Here is a 15871-nt window from a genome sequence, read left to right as displayed (position 1 = left end):
GAGGGCAATCATGCGCATGACGAGACTGCTTTGTGCCACCGCTGCGGTGGCAATGATGGGCTTGGGAGTCGCTTCCGCCGATACGGCGCCAAAGATGAAGATGACAACGCCGATACCGGATTCGATCATCACGCCGGAGAGCCTGGACACCAGGCTTGGCAAGCTGAACTTTTTCGATGGCTTCCCGGATGACGCTACTTCGGAGAAGATCTACGACAATCTCGATTTCATGCGTGGCGTCGACGCTTTTCTCAATGCCATGCCTGGTGCTTCCGTCGAAGCTCTCCGGGTTGGCATCGCCAGCCAGGGCGCCAACGACAACCAATCCATCCTGATCTTCGAAAACCTCATGGACTCGCGTTCGCTGTTCCTGACCGGCAACACCGAAAGCATCTACAATCTCATGTGGCTGGACACCAAGGCCGGGCCATTGGTCATCGAAACACCACCCGATATCCTGGGCATGATCGACAACCACTGGTTCGAATATGTCGGCGATGTCGGCAATGCCGGCCCGGACAAGGGCAAAGGGGGGAAATACCTGCTTTTGCCGCCGGGCTATGAGGGCGAGATACCTGAAGGCTATTTCGCGCTTCGAACCTCGACTTACGGAAACCTCTTCTTCTGGCGTGGCTTCCTCAAGGAGGGCAGCACCGCGACTGCGGTCGAAAACACCAAGAAGTTCGCCAAAGTCTATCTTCTTTCGGACGCTGACAACCCGCCGCCGATGAAGATCATCAATTCCTCGGGCAAGGAGTACAACACCATCCATGCCAATGATTTCCATTTCTACGAGGAAGTGAACAACATCGTTCAATACGAGCCGAACGAGGCCTATCACCCGGAAGTGCTGGGACAGCTCGCCGCCATCGGCATCGAAAAGGGCAAACCCTTCGCACCCGACGAGCGGATGAAGAAGATACTCACTGAAGCCGTGGCCGTCGGCAACGCGACGGCGCGCACCATCACCTTCAAGACCCGCATGAAGGACGCGTATTATTATCCGGACAGTGCCTGGTTCACCGGCTTTGTCGGCGGCAGCTACGAGTTTCTTCTGCAGTCCGGCGTACGCTATCTGGATGCCCGTGTTCTGTTTCACTACTACGCGACGGGCGTCACGCCGGCCATGGCGATAAAGCGCGTCGGCATCGGTTCGCAATATGCCGGTGCCACGACCGACAAGGACGGCAAGCCGTTCGATGGCAGCAAGACCTACAAGGTGCACCTGCCGCCAAACATTCCGGCAAAGGAATTCTGGTCGTTCGTGGTGTACGACAATCAGACGCGTTCGATGCTGCAGACAGACCAGCAATTTCCAAGCATTGGCAGCGACAAGAAAGACATTGTGATCAACGCTGACTCCTCGGTGGATGTCTGGTTCGGCCCGACAGCGCCGGAAGGCCATGAGGCCAACTGGGTCCAGACAGTTCCTGGCAAGGGTTGGAACGTTCTCCTTCGCCTCTATGGCCCACTGGAGTCATGGTTCGACAAGACCTGGAAGCCAGGCGAGATCGAACTCGTCAGATAGGGAATGCGGAAGGCAACGCTTTTGTCGGGCATATCCGGGGCTTTCGGCCCCGGAGCAGCGTGGCAGCCCTGCTGCATAGCCGGATCCGGACCGGGTCTTGCGCCGGAGTTGCCTGCCGCTCGAATCGATTCGACAACTCATCGAACAATAAGAGGAGTACGGCAAATGTTGACGAAGCGAGATCTACTTCGCTCCGCTGCGGCGATCGCCGCCGGCGCTGCGATTGCGAGGCCAAGCCTGCTGATGGCGCAGAGCCACCCCGGCATCATCGAGGCCAAGGACATCGCCGAGGAAGGCTTTATCTACGGCCTGCCGCTGGTGATGAATTATGCGGTCATGCAAGAGTTCGCTGTCGACAGGAATTCGGGGCAGTTCAAGGCGCCATTCAACGAAATCAACAACATGCACCATGTCGCCACCCCGGCGGATACGGCTGTCATCACGCCGAACAGCGATACGCCTTACTCGATGACGTGGCTGGATTTGCGGGCTGAACCGATGGTCATCTCGGTGCCGGCGATCGAAAAGGAGCGCTACTACTCGGTCCAGCTCATCGACGGCAACACCTACAACTATGGCTATATCGGCTCGCGCGCCACGGGGACCGAGCCGGGCGACTATTTGGTGGTCGGCCCCGACTGGAAGGGTGAAACGCCCGCCGGGATCAAGAAGGTCTTCCGATCGACGACGCCGTTCACGTTCTCGCTTCTCCGCACGCAGCTCTTCAACCCCGAAGACATGCCGAACGTCGAGAAATTCCAGGCCGGCTACAAAGCTCAGCCGCTTTCTGCCTTTCTCAAGCTCCCGGCACCGCCGGCCGCGCCGACGATCAATTTCGTTCCCGCCACCACGGCCGGCATCAAGGATAACTTCTTTGAATATCTCGACGCGGCGCTGCAATTCGTGCCCGAGACGCCAAGGGACCAGGCTGTTCGCGCGAAACTTGCCAAGATTGGCATCGGCCCCGGCAAGACCTTCGATTTCAAGGAATTATCGCTCGAACACAAAGCCGAAATTCTGGTGGCCATGAAGCAGGGCGACGGCAAGGTCGACAAATGGCTGGCCAGCGGAAACAAGGTCATCAACGGCTGGAATGTCGGCTCGATTTTTGGCGACGAAGCCTTCTTCAACGGCGATTGGTTGATGCGGGCCGGCGCAGCCAAGGGCGGTCTCTACGGTAACGACGCCGTAGAGGCCATGTACCCCTACACCCGAGTGGATGCGGCCGGCGAGACGCTCGACGGCAGCAAGCACAATTACACCATCACCTTCGCACCCGGCCAGTTGCCGCCGGTGAACGCGTTCTGGTCCGTTACGATGTATGACGGCAAGAGCCAGCTCTTGGTCAAGAACCCGATCAATCGCTACCTCATCAACTCTCCGATGTTGCCGGCGATGAAAAAGGACGCCGACGGCTCGCTGACGCTGTATCTTCAAAAAGACAGCCCCGGCGCGGACAAGGAAGCAAACTGGCTTCCGGCACCCGATGACAAAATCTACCTCGTTTTGCGCTTGTATTGGCCGAAGCCTACGCCACCTTCGATCCTGCCTGCGGGCCAGGGCACTTGGCAGCCACCCGGTGTGAAACAGGTCTCATAAACTTTGCGGTTGTTCTTCGCCTCAAGCTGGAACCACGGTGACGGGGAAGCCGGGCGGGTTGCTGCATAGCCGAAACCGGACCGGGCTTGCGCCCCGGTAAGGGGGCAACTCCCGACACAGACACTGATCTACCGTGGACAAATTCTTCGCCCCCACCCTATCCTTGTTTTTCACGAGGAGAGGGTGAGGGGCGAGATTAGATCACGTTCAGCTCGCGGAACGCGCTGCCCTCCGCGATGCGCTGGTAGCCGAAGGCCGAGCAGTCGATGGTCCGGTAGCCGCCATGCACCACAAGCTCGGCCAGCGCCTTGCCCACCGCCGGCGCCTGCTGCAGGCCGTGGCCGGAAAAGCCGTTGGCGAAGATGAAGTTKGTMACCTCGGGATGCGGGCCGATGACTGCGTTCTGGTCGAGCGCGTTGTAGTCGTAATGCCCGACCCAGGCCTGTGTTGCCTTGATCGCCTCGAAGGCCGGCACGCGCGTCGCCAAAGCAGGCCAGATCACCTCTTCGAACAGCGACCAGTCGGGGTTGAAGTCGGTGGCATCGGCGGCCAACTCGCCGTCCTCGCTCTCGGCACCGCCTGTGATGTAGACCGAACCTTCAGGGCGGACATAGACCCCGCTCGGGTCGACCATCAGCGGCATGTCGGCAAACTTGTCGCGCGCTTCGAAGACAAAGACATTGCGCTTGCGCGGCTCGACCGGCAGCACGATGCCAGCCATCTCAGACACTTTGCCGGCATTCGGACCGGCGGCGTTGAACACCGTGCCGGCCTCCAGCCGCTCGCCAGTGGCTAGCGTGACGGCAACGATGCGGTTGCCCTGGCGCTCGATGCCGACCACCTCTGATGTGATCAGGTCGATGTTTTTGGTTTTGAGCGCCTTGCGGAACAGGCCGAGCATGGCGTGCGCATCGAACCAGCCTTCGCCGGTACGGCCATATGCGCCGGCGGAAATGCCCTCGGTCGAAATCCAGGAAAAGCGCTTGGCCAGCTGCTCGGCATCCTCAAGCACGATGTCGGCACCCTCGGCCATCTGCGCCTCATGATTGGCCTTGAGGATGGGAAAACCGTGGTCGCCGGCCAAGATGAGATAGCCGCCCTCGCGGAAGCCGATGTCGGCGTCGGGGCCGAATTCGTCCTTGAGGCGCCTAAACAGGCCAAGTGTGAACTGCGACAGGCGGATGTTTTCGGGGATCGAGAATTGCTGGCGGATCGAAGCGCAGGACAGCGTGGTTGCCGCATGGGCGAATTGCGGGTCGCGCTCGATCAGCGCGATCGAGCCGGTAAAACCCTCCTCGCGCAGATAATAGGCGATCGAGCTGCCGACGATCGCGCCGCCTGTTATGACCACGTCGTAGCGTGCCATGGAGTGTTCCCGTCTGTTGCTGATGGAGGACAAAAGCAGTTACGCCACCACCCCGCAAGACCTTGCAAGGGCCAGCATTGCCGGGCAAGAAGACCAGATGTCACATTCTGTCTCGCGCCCGCGCCGTTCGGTGCTTTATGTGCCCGCCACCAACGAAAAGGCGCTGGCCAAGCTCGCCTCGCTTGCCTGCGACGCTGTCGTCCTCGACCTCGAGGACGCGGTGCTGCCGCAGGAGAAGGTTTCGGCCCGCGAAAGGCTCGGGCAGTTTCTGGCCGCACGCCCGGCGAGCAACAAGGAATTCGTCGTGCGCATCAATGCTCTGTCGAGCGAGTGGGGCGCCGACGACCTCACGGCCGCGAGCGGTTGGAATGTCGACGGCGTGCTGTTGCCCAAGGTCGCCACGCCGCGCGACATATTGGAGGCCGGCGATGTGCTCGACGACAATGACGCGCCCGACGAGATGAAGCTGTGGGCGATGGTCGAGACACCGCGCGCGCTGATCAACATCGGTGCCATTGCCGAGCTTGGCCGCGACCCGGCCTCGCGGCTTACCTGCCTGGTTGCCGGCACCAACGACATCGTCAAGGAAACCGGCGTTCTGATGACGCCCGACCGGCGCTATTTGATGCCCTGGCTGATGCAGATGGTGCTTGCCGCGCGTGCCGGCGGCCTCGACATGCTCGACGGCGTGTCCAACGATTTTCGCGATATCGCAGCCTTCGTGCGCGATTGCGCCGAGGCATCCGCCATGGGATTCGACGGCAAGACCGTCATCCATCCCGCCCAGATCGCGGGCGCCAACGCGGCGTTTTCGCCGTCTGTCGAAGCCCTTGCCGAAGCGCGTACCATTGCGGATGCCTTCGCGCTTCCCGAAAACGCCTCGCGCGGTGTAATCTCGCTCGGTGGCAAGATGGTCGAGCGGCTGCATCTGGTCCAGGCCGAGAAGGTACTGGCGAGGGCCGCGATGATCGCTGAAATGACGGGAGACGAAAAATGAAACTCTACCGCTTCCTGACCGGCCCCGACGACGCCACCTTCTGCCACAAGGTCACCGCTGCGATGAACAAGGGCTGGCACCTGTTCGGCTCGCCGACCTATGCCTTCGACACGGAAACCAAGACCATGCGCTGCGGCCAGGCCGTGGTGAAAGATGTCGAGGGCCACGACTACGAGGCCGGCGTCACCAAGCTCAGCGATTTTTGACCTTTCGGGAGCTGCCGCTATTCGGCGGCTTCCTCCAGCCTTTCCATGTCCTCGTCGGAAAGGCCGAAATGGTGCCCGATCTCATGGATCAGCACATGGGTGACGATGTCGCCCAAAGTCTCCTCATTCTCGGACCAGTAGTCGAGAATGGCGCGGCGGTAGAGCGTCACGCGGTTGGGGCCTTCGCCGGTCTGCGGGTTCCAGCGCTCGGCGATGCCGCGCCCTTCGAACAGGCCGAGCAGGTCGAAAGGCGTTTCCAGCGACAGGTCGTCCATGATCTCGTCGGTGGGGAATTCCGCCATCTGGATGACGACCTCGCCAGTCAGCTGGCGAAACTCCTCCGGCAGATGCGCATAGGCTTCGAGCGACAGAAGCTCCATCTCCTCGATCGAGGGCGAAAGCTGGTCGTGCCAGGCGCGGGTTTTGTAGATACGGGCCATTATTCTTCCTTTTGAGGGCATATAGCCGTTCGCTGCAGTGCTTACGAGGCTTTTGCCGCACCGGCGATAAATAAGCGGTGAGCAGCTGTTCCCGGGAGAGGAATAAATTCCCCATGAATCGGCTTGACTCTCACGGGCGCCTCTGGAATCTATAAGAACATAACAGGAACAACTAATCGAAGGCAGATCGACATGGCAACCAGCGCCGTGGCGCGGGACGTCGTTTTTGCCCTGCGCCAGAAGATAGCGAAAATCGAAGGCACGCTGCCCGAACTGCTGGTGTCGCCCTCCGACAGCCCGGCGCCTTCAGGCGTGCTGGTCCGTCGTAACGGCGTTGCCTCGGCGCGCGACTTCTTGTTGCCGACCGGCGTCGAGCGACTCGACGAGGCCTTGGGCGGTGGGTTGCCGAAAGCCGCGCTGACCGAAATCCATGGCACCCAAACGCGCAATGCAGGGGCCGCCGCGGGCCTGGCTCTTTGTCTTGTCAGCCTCATGCTCAAGGCCTGCCGGAAGCCGGGCGCGCTGGTGTTGTGGATCGGCACCGCCGAAATCTTCAGGGAGGCCGGGCTTCCTTATGCGGGGGGCGTGGATTGGCTTTTCGGCCTTGCGCCGGATCGCCTGCTTATTGCCGAGGCGCCCAAGCCGACGGATGCGCTGTGGATCGCCGAGGAAGCCACCGGCATCGACGAGATTGCCACCGTCATCGTCGAGTTGCGCGGCAATCCGCGCGGGCTGGATCTCACAGCGACACGGCGGCTTCACCGTCGCGCTCAGGAGGCCGGCCGGCCAGTGCTCCTGTTGCGCCAGTCGGCCGAGCCGGAACCGACCGCCGCACCCGTCCGGCTCATCGCCTCGCCAGCGCCAGCCTCGCTTCGGCGCACGATCGCTGGTCCGCTCGCCGGTTCCATCGGCCCGCCCGCCGTCACTGTCGAAATCGGCAAGAGTCGCGCCGCACTTGCCGGCAAATTTATTCTGGAATGGAACCCAAATGCACACACCTTCGAAGAAAGAAGAGACAGCCCAGAGAATCGTGTCGCTGTGGTTTCCCCATCTCGCGGCCGAGCGGATCCTGCGGCGGCGGCTGGGACGGTCCTGGCGTTCAGGTCCGCGGCCGAGCCAGCCCCTGGTGATCAGCCATCGCGAGAACAACGCCCAGCGCATCGCCGCCCTCGACGAGCAGGCTGAAGCCCGCAGGCTTAGGCCGGGAATGGGCATCGCCGAGGCGCGCGCCATGCATCCTGATATCGACATCGTCGAGGCCGATCCCGAGGCCGATCGCCGGCTGCTCGAAAGCCTCGCCGACTGGTGCGACCGCTACACGCCGCTTGTCGCGCTCGACGGTGAAAACGGGCTGTTCCTCGACATCACCGGCTGTACCCATCTCTTTGGCGGCGAAAAAGCCCTGCTCGCCGATCTGATGGCGCGGTTTTTCCACCAGGGCTTTGATGTCCGTGCAGGCCTTGCCTCCACGCCGGGAGCGGCGTGGGCTGCGGCGCATTTTGCCGCTGGCCAGATTATTGCGCCAGGCAGCGAGCGCAACTTCTTCGCCCGCCTGCCGCTATCGGCGCTGCGGCTTGATCCGAAAACGAAGACAAGCCTCGAAAGTGTCGGGCTGCGCACCGTCGGCGCGATCATGGATGGACCGCGCGCGCCGCTTGTCCGGCGTTTCGGCGCAACACTCATCGAGCGGCTCGACCAGGGCCTTGGACATCTGGAGGAGGCGGTTTCGCCGCGCCTGCCGGTGGCGCCCCTTTCGGTCGAGCGGCATCTCGCCGACCCGCTTTCGCTGATCGATGATGTCGAGCGGCTGGTCGGCCTGCTTGCCGCGACGCTCAAGATCGATCTCGAGCGTCGCGAGGAAGGTGCGCGCACGCTCGAGCTTTTGCTGTTTCGGGTCGACGGCATGGTCAGCCGCATCACGGTCGGGGCCTCACGGCCGATCCGCGAAGCTGGGCTGGTGCGAAAGCTGTTTCATGAACGGCTGACAGCGCTTGGCGAGACCATCGATGCCGGCTGTGGCTTCGATCTCGTCCGCCTGTCGGCACTTTCGACAGCCCGTTTCGATGCACGCCAGGGCGATCTTGCCGGCGAGGTCGAAGATGATGGCGAGGGGTTGGCGATCTTTGCCGACCGGGTGACGGCTCGGCTCGGCGAGGCCGCCGTCCTCGAACCTGTTCCCGCTGAAAGTCACCTGCCAGAGCGTGCCGCTACTGTTGCTTCTTATGCGCAGGAGGAAAACCGGAAGGCATTCGCAAAGGCGGGCAAGGCACGGCGTAGCCCCCAGCCTGGCCGGCTGGAGCGTCCCATTCGCCTGTTCCGCTTGCCTGAGCCTATCGACGTTCCGTTGACTGAGGTGCCCGATGGTCCGCCGCCGCATTTCCGCTGGCGCCGTGCCGTGCATCGCGTGACGCGGGCCGAGGGGCCGGAACGCATCGCACCTGAATGGTGGCGCGAGGGAAATGAGGCGCCAACTCGGGATTATTACCGCGTCGAAGATGCCGATGGCCGCCGCTATTGGCTCTACCGGCAGGGCCTTTATGGTGCGCAAGCAACGGCTCCGCGCTGGTTCCTGCATGGGGTTTTCGCGTGAACATGATCGCCGCCACGAGCTACGCCGAATTCGGCATCCAGTCAAATTTCTCCTTCCTGCGCGGTGCTTCCGCGCCGGAAGAACTGGTGATCGCGGCGAAATTTCTGGGGATTTCTGCGATCGGCCTTGCCGATTGCAACACTGTCGCGGGCACCGTGCGCGCCTGGAAGATGGCCGATACGGAAGGGCTTGCCTATCATCCCGGCTGCCGACTGGTTTTTGCCGATGGCACGCCCGACATTCTTGCCTATCCTAGGGATCGCAAGGGCTGGGGGCACCTGTGCCGCATGCTCACCCAGGCCAATACCCGGGATGAAAGCGAAAAGGGCGCGCCGCTTCTCTACAAGGACGACCTTTTCGAGTGGGGTGATCTGCTGTCGCTCGCCGTGCTGCCCGACGTCGTGGCCGCCACGGAAGACGACGTCGCGCTTCTGCGCAGCCTCAAGGAACGTTTTGGTGCCTCCTTGTGGCTGGCGGTCGCTCCGAATTTCGGCGGCAATGATCGTTTCAGGATAGAGCAGGCTGTTGCCATGGCGGCGATGGCAGGATTGCCGCTGATGGCGACCAATGATGCGCTTTACCACGCGCCGAGCCAGCGCCCGCTCCATGACGTCTTGACGGCAATCCGTCTCAATGTGCCGGTCACCGAGGCGGGGTTCGAACTGAAGGCGAATGCCGAGCGCCATTTGAAAGGGCCCGTGGATATGAGCCGCCTTTTTAGGCGGCATCCGGAAGCCCTGGCAGAGACGCTGCGCTTCGCCGAAAGCCTGAATTTTTCACTGAAGGAACTCAAATACAACTACCCCGACGAACCGACGGAATCGGGTCTCGAACCGCAGGCGGAATTGGAAAGGCTGACTTGGGAAGGGGCGAAAAAACGCTATCCGGATGGTGTTTCGGAGAAGGTGCAGGGGATCATCCGGCATGAGCTTGGCATCGTCGAAAAGCTCAACTATGCCCGCTATTTTCTCACCGTGCACGACATCGTCCAGTTTGCCCGCTCGAAGGGCATATTGTGCCAGGGGCGCGGGTCGGCGGCCAACTCCGTCATCTGCTTTTGCATCGGCATCACCGATGTCGGCCCCGATATCGTCGATGTCCTTTTCGAGCGCTTCATCTCGGTGGAGCGTGGTGAGCCGCCAGACATCGACGTCGACTTTGAACATGAGCGACGCGATGAGGTCATCGCCTTCATTTATGAGAAATACAGCTCCAAGCGCACCGCGCTCGCGGCCTCCGTCGTCACCTATCGCGGCCGCTCGGCATTGCGCGAGGTCGCCAAGGCGATGGGCTTGTCGGATGACGTCAGGGGCGCGTTATCCGGGTCGATCTGGGGCTGGTATTCGTCCGAGCTTGGCGAGAGGGAAACGGCAGCCGGTGGGCTCGACAAGGCCGACCCGCTGACCAGGCATGTGATCGAACATGCCAACGGCATCATGGGTTTTCCGCGCCATCTGTCCCAGCATGTCGGCGGCTTCGTCATCACCCGCGACCGGCTCGACGAGATCGTGCCGATCGTCAAGACGGCGATGGACGAGCGCAAGATGGTCGAGTGGGACAAGGACGACCTCGATGCCGTCGGCATCTTGAAGGTCGATGTCCTGGCGCTCGGCATGCTGACTTGCCTGCGCAAGGCCTTCGGCTTGCTTGAGGCGCATTACGACGAGCGCGACCCGTATGGGCGGCCATATACGCTGGCGACGCTGCCGCCGGAGGACCAAAAGGTCTATGACATGATCTGCCGCGCCGACACGCTCGGCGTCTTCCAGATCGAGAGCCGGGCGCAGATGTCGATGTTGCCGCGCCTCAAGCCGCGCGARTTCTATGACCTCGTCATCGAGGTCGCGATTGTCCGACCCGGCCCGATCCAGGGCGATATGGTGCATCCATATCTCAGGCGGCGGCAAGGCAAGGAGGATCACGTATTTCCCAAGCCGGAGCTTGAGGAAATTCTGGGCAAGACGTTGGGTGTGCCGCTATTCCAGGAACAGGCGATGAAGATCGCCATCGTCGCCGGTGGCTTCACGCCTGGCGAAGCCGACCAACTCAGGCGTGCCATGGCCACCTTCAAGCGCACCGGCACCATCGGAAATTACCGTGATAGGATGGTAAAAGGCATGGTCACGCGCGGCTACGAGCGCGACTTCGCCGAACGCTGCTTCAAGCAGATCGAGGGCTTTGGCGAATATGGTTTTCCCGAAAGCCATGCCGCGGCCTTCGCGCTGCTCGTCTACGCCTCATGCTGGTTCAAGGCCTATTACCCGGACGTCTTCTGCGCGGCGATCCTGAACTCGCAGCCGATGGGCTTTTACCGGCCGGCACAGCTGGTCCGCGATGCCGAGGACCATGGTGTCGAGATCCGGGCCGTCGACATCAACCATTCCGATTGGGACTGCACGCTCGAACGCTCCGGTTTCGATCCCAAGCGAATCCGTGCCCGGCACGCCGAAATGCGCGATGTCATCAAGACCAGTCACGCCGTCCGGCTGGGCTTCCGCCAGATCAAGGGCCTCGGCGAAAAGAAGGTGGAAACTTTCGTTGCGCGACGCGGCAAGGGATACCAGTCGGTGCGCGATGTCTGGCTGCGGTCGGGTCTCGATGTCGGCGAGATCGAACTGCTTGCCCAGGCCGATGCCTTCCGCTCGATCGACCTCGACCGGCGCGAGGCTTTATGGGCGGTGCGTGCGCTCGACGGCAAGAGTGCCGCCGAAATGCTGCCGCTGTTCGACCAGCCCGACGTTCACTTGCCCGACAACGAGCCGCAGATGTTTTTGCCCGCCATGCCGCTCGGCGAGCATATCATCCACGACTACCGCTCGCTCGGTCTTTCGCTGAAGGCGCATCCGGTGGCTTTCCTCAGGCAGAGATTGGACAAGGCCGGTATCACCCCGAACGGCCGACTTCCCTCCGTGCCGGACGGCAGGCGCGTCTCGGTGGCAGGGCTGGTTCTGGTTCGCCAGCGTCCCGGCAAGGGCAATGCGATCTTCCTGACGCTTGAGGACGAAAATTCGGTCGCTAACGTCATCGTCTGGGCGCGGGTCTTCGACCGCTTCCGCGCTGTGATCATGGGATCGAAATTCATCCGTGTCAGCGGCAAGCTGCAGACGGAATCGGGCGTGATCCACATCGTCGCCGACAAGATGGAGGACCTGACGCACTGGCTCGCCGCCATGTCGGAAGAGATGCAAATGTCAGTGGATGAAAAGACGCAAGCTTCACCTGTCCAGGCGAGTGGTACCAGGCAAAGCGCTGCCGACAAGGCCGCCAAGGATCCTCGTGTCGTTCAGAGCTATGAAAGGCTTGCGCGCAAGGCCAGTAGCGTCATGCCCAAGGGGCGCAATTTCCAATGACAGGAGGTGCGAGATCAATCCGTCGGCGAGGTTTTTTTGGGCGCGGCCTCTGTGTCGAGAATTTGYCTGGCCTCGGAAGGCAGCATGACCGGAATACCGTCACGGACAGGATAGGCAAGGCGTGCGAGCCGGGACACCAGTTCGCCGCGTTCGGCATCCCAGGCCAGCGGCCCCTTGGTCAGCGGACATGCGAGCAATTCGAGCAGCTTGACGTCGATGTCGCGCTTGTTGGTGGTTTCGACCATCATTGCTCCCCAGCTGGCCCGACCTATTGCAGGCTCGAACCAAACTCGTCGTTTTCGCGCGCCAATGCCATTTCGGTGATGGCGATCAGCGTCTCGGCGCGGGTCTTGAGATCGGGCGCTTCGAGCAGCGCCTGCTTTTCGGCGGCACCATATGGCGCCATCATCGATAGCGCGTTGACCAGGATGGCGTTGTCAGCGCGGCTGACGCTTTCCCAATCGGCCTCAAGCTCGTTGGCCTGGAGGTACGTACGAAAGGCCCTGAGCAGCGCTGGCCGGTCGACTTCCGCACCGGCCTTATCCTCGGCGAGGTCGGCGGCGAAAGAGGTGATCTTGCACTGCCTGAACGGCGTCTTGACCATCAGTTCCTGGGCGACGCGGAAGCGGCAGACGCCCTGCAGCGAAATCAGGTAGCGACCGTCACCGGTCTCGGCAAGCGAGGTGATGCGGCCGATGCAGCCGACGGGGCACAAAGACGGCTCGCCATCGGGACGCAGCGTGCCGTCGAGCGAAGGCTGGATCATGCCGATCAGCCGGGACCCGGCCATCGCATCGTCGATCATCTGGAGGTAACGAGGCTCGAAGATGTTCAGCGGCATGCGCCCGCCCGGCAGTAGCAGCGCTCCTGTCAGTGGGAATACCGCCAATGTCGTCGGCAGATCGCTGTCGAGCCGGTAATGCGCGTTTCCTGCCTGCATCTTGTCCTCAGTGGGCTGCGGGCCGTTGCGGTCAAACGCAAGGCCGCAGCGATGCTGCTGTCACGAAAACAGCAGCGACGACAGCTTGCGCCGGGTGGCGAGCGTCACTTCGTTGGTGTAGCCCCAGGCTTCGAAAAGCTTGAGCAACTGCGCTCTTGCGCCATCGTCGTTCCAGGTCCGGTCTGCCTTGACGATGGCAAGCAGGTTGTCGGCCGCTTCGGCGCGCTGGCCGTTGGCATTCTGGATCATGGCGAGGTCGAAACGCGTCTGGTGGTCTCCGGGGTCTTGCGCCAGTTTGCGTTCGAGCTCGGCGGAATCGCCAAGTTCTGCCGCCTCTTCGGCAAGCGCGATCTTGGCGCGGACCGAAACAAGTGCCGGGGCAGATTTCTTGTCTTCCGGCGCACGCGCCAGCACCTCGTTCGCACCCACCGTATCGCCCGCCTCAAACAGGATATCGGCAAGCGYTGCGATGGCGTCGACATTGTCGGGCGCCTGTTCCAGCACGGCATCATAGATCTGTGCCGCCGTCTGCATGTCGCCGGCGCCGCGCGCTTCGGCTGCCGCCGCGAGTGCCTCGGCGATCTGCGGTGCGCCGCCATCCTTGCCTGCGATCTTGTCGATGAAGTCGCGAATCTGGCTCTCGGGCACGGCACCCATGAAACCGTCGACCGGCTGGCCGTTCTTGAAGGCGATGACAGCGGGGATCGACTGGATGCCGAGCTGGCCGGCAATCGCCGGATGATCGTCGATGTTCATCTTGACCAGCTTCACACGCCCGCCGGCAGACTGGACGACGCGCTCGATCACCGGGGTCAGTTGCTTGCACGGGCCGCACCAGGGCGCCCAGAAGTCGACCAGTACCGGCTGGTTGCGCGATTCCTGAATGACGTCGACAGCAAAGCCGGCGGTTGTCGTGTCCTTGATGAGATCGGCCGCCGGTGCAGCACCATTGGCGGGCGCAGCGCCAAACTGCACGTTGGTGGCGTACTGGCTGCTCATGCCGCCGAAGGGATTGCTTTCGTTGCTCATCTTCACTCTTCCGGTGTGTCGTTCTCGCATGCGACTTGTTCGGCCGCGCGGCTGTCAGGCAACCATGTGGCGATCAGCCCGAGACTTTCAAGATAACAGCATCGTGGCCCGTTGCCTCGACGAAAAGCAAGAGGTCGCTGCTGGCGATGGAGGTCGTGGCCTCATTGGTCAGCGGGTGGGCGTTGATCACGGCGTTTTCCATCAGGGAACTGTCGAGGACCAGCTTGACCTTGCCTGAGCTGTCGTTGATCAGCCCGAAGACGGTGACCGAGCCGGGTGCCACGCCGAGCAGTTCCATCAAAGCCTCGGGCTTGCCGAAGGAAACCCGGCTCGACGCGCCGATCAGCTGATGGATCTGCTTGAGATCGACGCTCGCTTCCTCATCCACCGTGACGAGAAAGAAGTTGTCCTTCTTGTCCTTGAGGAAAAGGTTTTTGGTGTGCCCGCCGGGGATCGCGCCGCGCAGCGCCTGCGAATCCGCGACCGTGTAAAGCGGCGGGTGGTCGTGCGTCTCGACGGTGATTCCGAGGGTGTCGAGGAAGGCCAAAAGCTCGGCCCTGGTCTTGGGATTCGTCGCGCCGGTCATGAAAGCCTTCGCCAAAAATTGCTGGGTGGGAGGGTTTATGGGCAAAGCCCGTGGCCAAGACAAGCCCGCCTTGTTCATCCACAGGCGCGGTTTCCGCGGAAATCCGGGCTTTCACGGGCATTGGAAAAATAGCGAAAAAAGATGGCGTTTTCCCTGTTGCATTCACCGCGAGGTTCGGCCATATAGCAGCCGTTGCGGCGACGAGCCGTGCGAGCGGGTGTAGCTCAGGGGTAGAGCACAACCTTGCCAAGGTTGGGGTCGAGCGTTCGAATCGCTTCACCCGCTCCAGTTTTCCTCAGGGAAAACCAACATCAAAAGCGGCCACCTTCGGGTGGCCGCTTTGCTTTGCGCGGTGCGCCGTGTGTTCCACTGAACTGTTTGCATAGTTGTCGGCGCATGCCTGGTCAGGCGGCGGTTTTGACAATATTAGCCGTAGCTCATAGGCTTGCCCCAAATCACGAGCGTCGGCTCCTTGCGGGAGCAAAGAGTCGTGCTGGTTCCCACGGGACACCAGTGGAACACCGAAGCCTTTCGGCTTTCCAGGCAAGGTTCGGCAACAAGATGCATCCGGCGATCATGGCCCTGCCTCTGGCAGTCTTCACCTTTTCCGCGGCAATGGCGGACGAGAAGGATTTTCTCGAAACCCTTTCAGGAAATTGGCATGGCTCGGGTCAGATACGGTTGAAACCTGAAGCGATGGCGATGAGCGTCTCTTGCAATCTCGATTCGCGCGCTGAAGGTTCCGAACTCAATCTGGATGGTGCCTGCCGGGCAAAAGCTGTCTTTTCGCGCCATATCGGCGTCGACCTGATTGCCAACGGCCTGCATTATTCCGGTTCATATCTGGGGTCGGTACGCGGCCCCGCTGAGCTTACCGGCACGCGATCAGGCGATACGCTCAACCTCAAGGTCAGGTGGCCGGACAGAGGCTCTGGGCCGCGCGTGGCAAGCATGCGGGTGGCGAGCCTGGGCACGGGGCGCATGCGGATCGTGACGGTGGAAGCGCATCCCAAGACCGGCGAGCAGGTCGTGACGGCGCGGATCGAGTTCAGCCGAAACTAGATGGTGCAAACATGCCGACCACCTGCCGCGGGCGATGCCATGGCAATGTGCGAAGCTTATGGAATCGCCCGGTCAGATCGCACGCATTGATCAATTCCATCATTTGAGGGATAGTCGGGTCAGCGTTGCGTGGAGCCTCAGGCGTATGCGTACACCGGTTGCCAGTCAGGTCAGGAAG

General features: G+C 61.7%; 14 protein-coding genes and 1 tRNA gene. 9 read left to right on the top strand and 6 right to left on the bottom strand.

Annotated elements, in window-relative coordinates; all coding sequences use genetic code 11:
• Nucleotides 1-7 precede the first annotated feature (7 nt).
• Nucleotides 8-1528 carry a DUF1254 domain-containing protein gene (locus AC1DWF_RS22815; RefSeq protein WP_476842083.1) on the top strand — a complete coding sequence of 507 codons (1521 nt, stop codon included), beginning with the start codon at nt 8-10 and terminating at the stop codon, nt 1526-1528.
• Between the two features lie 165 nt (nt 1529-1693).
• Nucleotides 1694-3127 (top strand): DUF1254 domain-containing protein, encoded by a 1434-nt coding sequence (locus tag AC1DWF_RS22810; RefSeq protein ID WP_476781615.1) that lies wholly within the window; start codon nt 1694-1696, stop codon nt 3125-3127.
• 196 nt (nt 3128-3323) lie between these two features.
• Here AC1DWF_RS22810 and AC1DWF_RS22805 read toward each other — a convergent pair whose 3' ends face one another.
• Nucleotides 3324-4493: an NAD(P)/FAD-dependent oxidoreductase gene (locus AC1DWF_RS22805; protein WP_476781614.1), complete on the bottom strand. Its 1170-nt coding sequence runs from the start codon at nt 4491-4493 to the stop codon at nt 3324-3326.
• A gap of 97 nt (nt 4494-4590) precedes the next feature.
• Between AC1DWF_RS22805 and AC1DWF_RS22800 the strand changes: the two genes are divergently transcribed.
• A complete protein-coding gene (locus tag AC1DWF_RS22800) occupies nt 4591-5490 on the top strand; it encodes an HpcH/HpaI aldolase/citrate lyase family protein (protein WP_476781613.1) in 900 nt (299 codons plus the stop codon).
• Nucleotides 5487-5696: a DUF1737 domain-containing protein gene (locus tag AC1DWF_RS22795; protein ID WP_476781612.1), complete on the top strand. Its 210-nt coding sequence runs from the start codon at nt 5487-5489 to the stop codon at nt 5694-5696. Before AC1DWF_RS22800 ends, AC1DWF_RS22795 begins: the two co-directional genes overlap by 4 nt.
• A 17-nt stretch (nt 5697-5713) precedes the next feature.
• On the opposite strand, the gene AC1DWF_RS22790 is transcribed toward AC1DWF_RS22795, so the two are convergent.
• Nucleotides 5714-6136 carry a metallopeptidase family protein gene (locus AC1DWF_RS22790; RefSeq protein WP_476781611.1) on the bottom strand — a complete coding sequence of 141 codons (423 nt, stop codon included), beginning with the start codon at nt 6134-6136 and terminating at the stop codon, nt 5714-5716.
• Nucleotides 6137-6328: 192 nt separating this feature from the next.
• On the opposite strand from AC1DWF_RS22790, the gene AC1DWF_RS22785 reads away from it, so the two are divergent.
• From AC1DWF_RS22785 to AC1DWF_RS22775, 3 genes are read left to right on the top strand one after another with little or no spacing between them, the layout of a single operon-like run.
• Nucleotides 6329-7321, top strand: coding sequence for an ImuA family protein (locus AC1DWF_RS22785; RefSeq protein WP_476781610.1), 993 nt, complete (start codon nt 6329-6331; stop codon nt 7319-7321).
• On the top strand, nt 7263-8726 hold the full coding sequence (locus AC1DWF_RS22780; RefSeq protein WP_476781609.1) for a Y-family DNA polymerase: 1464 nt from the start codon (nt 7263-7265) through the stop codon (nt 8724-8726). The genes AC1DWF_RS22785 and AC1DWF_RS22780 overlap by 59 nt, the downstream gene beginning before the upstream one ends.
• A 2-nt stretch (nt 8727-8728) precedes the next feature.
• A complete protein-coding gene (locus AC1DWF_RS22775) occupies nt 8729-12076 on the top strand; it encodes an error-prone DNA polymerase (protein WP_476781626.1) in 3348 nt (1115 codons plus the stop codon).
• Between the two features lie 14 nt (nt 12077-12090).
• Here the strand turns inward: AC1DWF_RS22775 and AC1DWF_RS22770 are convergent, their stop codons facing one another.
• From AC1DWF_RS22770 to AC1DWF_RS22755, 4 genes are all read right to left on the bottom strand, one after another.
• Nucleotides 12091-12321: a Trm112 family protein gene (locus AC1DWF_RS22770; protein WP_476788144.1), complete on the bottom strand. Its 231-nt coding sequence runs from the start codon at nt 12319-12321 to the stop codon at nt 12091-12093.
• Nucleotides 12322-12344: 23 nt separating this feature from the next.
• On the bottom strand, nt 12345-13016 hold the full coding sequence (locus tag AC1DWF_RS22765) for an LON peptidase substrate-binding domain-containing protein (protein WP_476781607.1): 672 nt from the start codon (nt 13014-13016) through the stop codon (nt 12345-12347).
• Between the two features lie 60 nt (nt 13017-13076).
• On the bottom strand, nt 13077-14045 hold the full coding sequence (gene trxA / locus AC1DWF_RS22760) for a thioredoxin (RefSeq protein ID WP_476842082.1): 969 nt from the start codon (nt 14043-14045) through the stop codon (nt 13077-13079).
• 73 nt (nt 14046-14118) lie between these two features.
• Nucleotides 14119-14631 (bottom strand): prolyl-tRNA synthetase associated domain-containing protein, encoded by a 513-nt coding sequence (locus tag AC1DWF_RS22755; RefSeq protein ID WP_476781605.1) that lies wholly within the window; start codon nt 14629-14631, stop codon nt 14119-14121.
• Between the two features lie 213 nt (nt 14632-14844).
• Between AC1DWF_RS22755 and AC1DWF_RS22750 the strand changes: the two genes are divergently transcribed.
• Together AC1DWF_RS22750 and AC1DWF_RS22745 are read left to right on the top strand one after the other, a co-directional pair.
• Nucleotides 14845-14919 (top strand) — tRNA-Gly (locus AC1DWF_RS22750).
• Nucleotides 14920-15144: 225 nt separating this feature from the next.
• A complete protein-coding gene (locus tag AC1DWF_RS22745) occupies nt 15145-15693 on the top strand; it encodes a hypothetical protein (RefSeq protein WP_476781604.1) in 549 nt (182 codons plus the stop codon).
• Nucleotides 15694-15871 lie beyond the last annotated feature (178 nt).

The sequence above is a fragment of the Aminobacter sp. P4_D5 genome (genome assembly GCF_056401815.1).
Note: the sequence above shows the minus strand (reverse complement) of the source record. Positions and strands in the feature narration are given on the sequence as shown.

Bases quoted from the DNA above. Each gene is read 5' to 3' on its own strand.
- AC1DWF_RS22810 (WP_476781615.1), top strand. From the start codon at position 1,694: ATGTTGACGAAGCGAGATCTACTTCGCTCCGCTGCGGCGATCGCCGCC.
- AC1DWF_RS22800 (WP_476781613.1), top strand. From the start codon at position 4,591: ATGTCACATTCTGTCTCGCGCCCGCGCCGTTCGGTGCTTTATGTGCCC.
- AC1DWF_RS22795 (WP_476781612.1), top strand. From the start codon at position 5,487: ATGAAACTCTACCGCTTCCTGACCGGCCCCGACGACGCCACCTTCTGC.
- AC1DWF_RS22790 (WP_476781611.1), bottom strand. From the start codon at position 6,136: ATGGCCCGTATCTACAAAACCCGCGCCTGGCACGACCAGCTTTCGCCC.
- AC1DWF_RS22785 (WP_476781610.1), top strand. From the start codon at position 6,329: ATGGCAACCAGCGCCGTGGCGCGGGACGTCGTTTTTGCCCTGCGCCAG.
- AC1DWF_RS22765 (WP_476781607.1), bottom strand. From the start codon at position 13,016: ATGCAGGCAGGAAACGCGCATTACCGGCTCGACAGCGATCTGCCGACG.
- AC1DWF_RS22755 (WP_476781605.1), bottom strand. From the start codon at position 14,631: ATGACCGGCGCGACGAATCCCAAGACCAGGGCCGAGCTTTTGGCCTTC.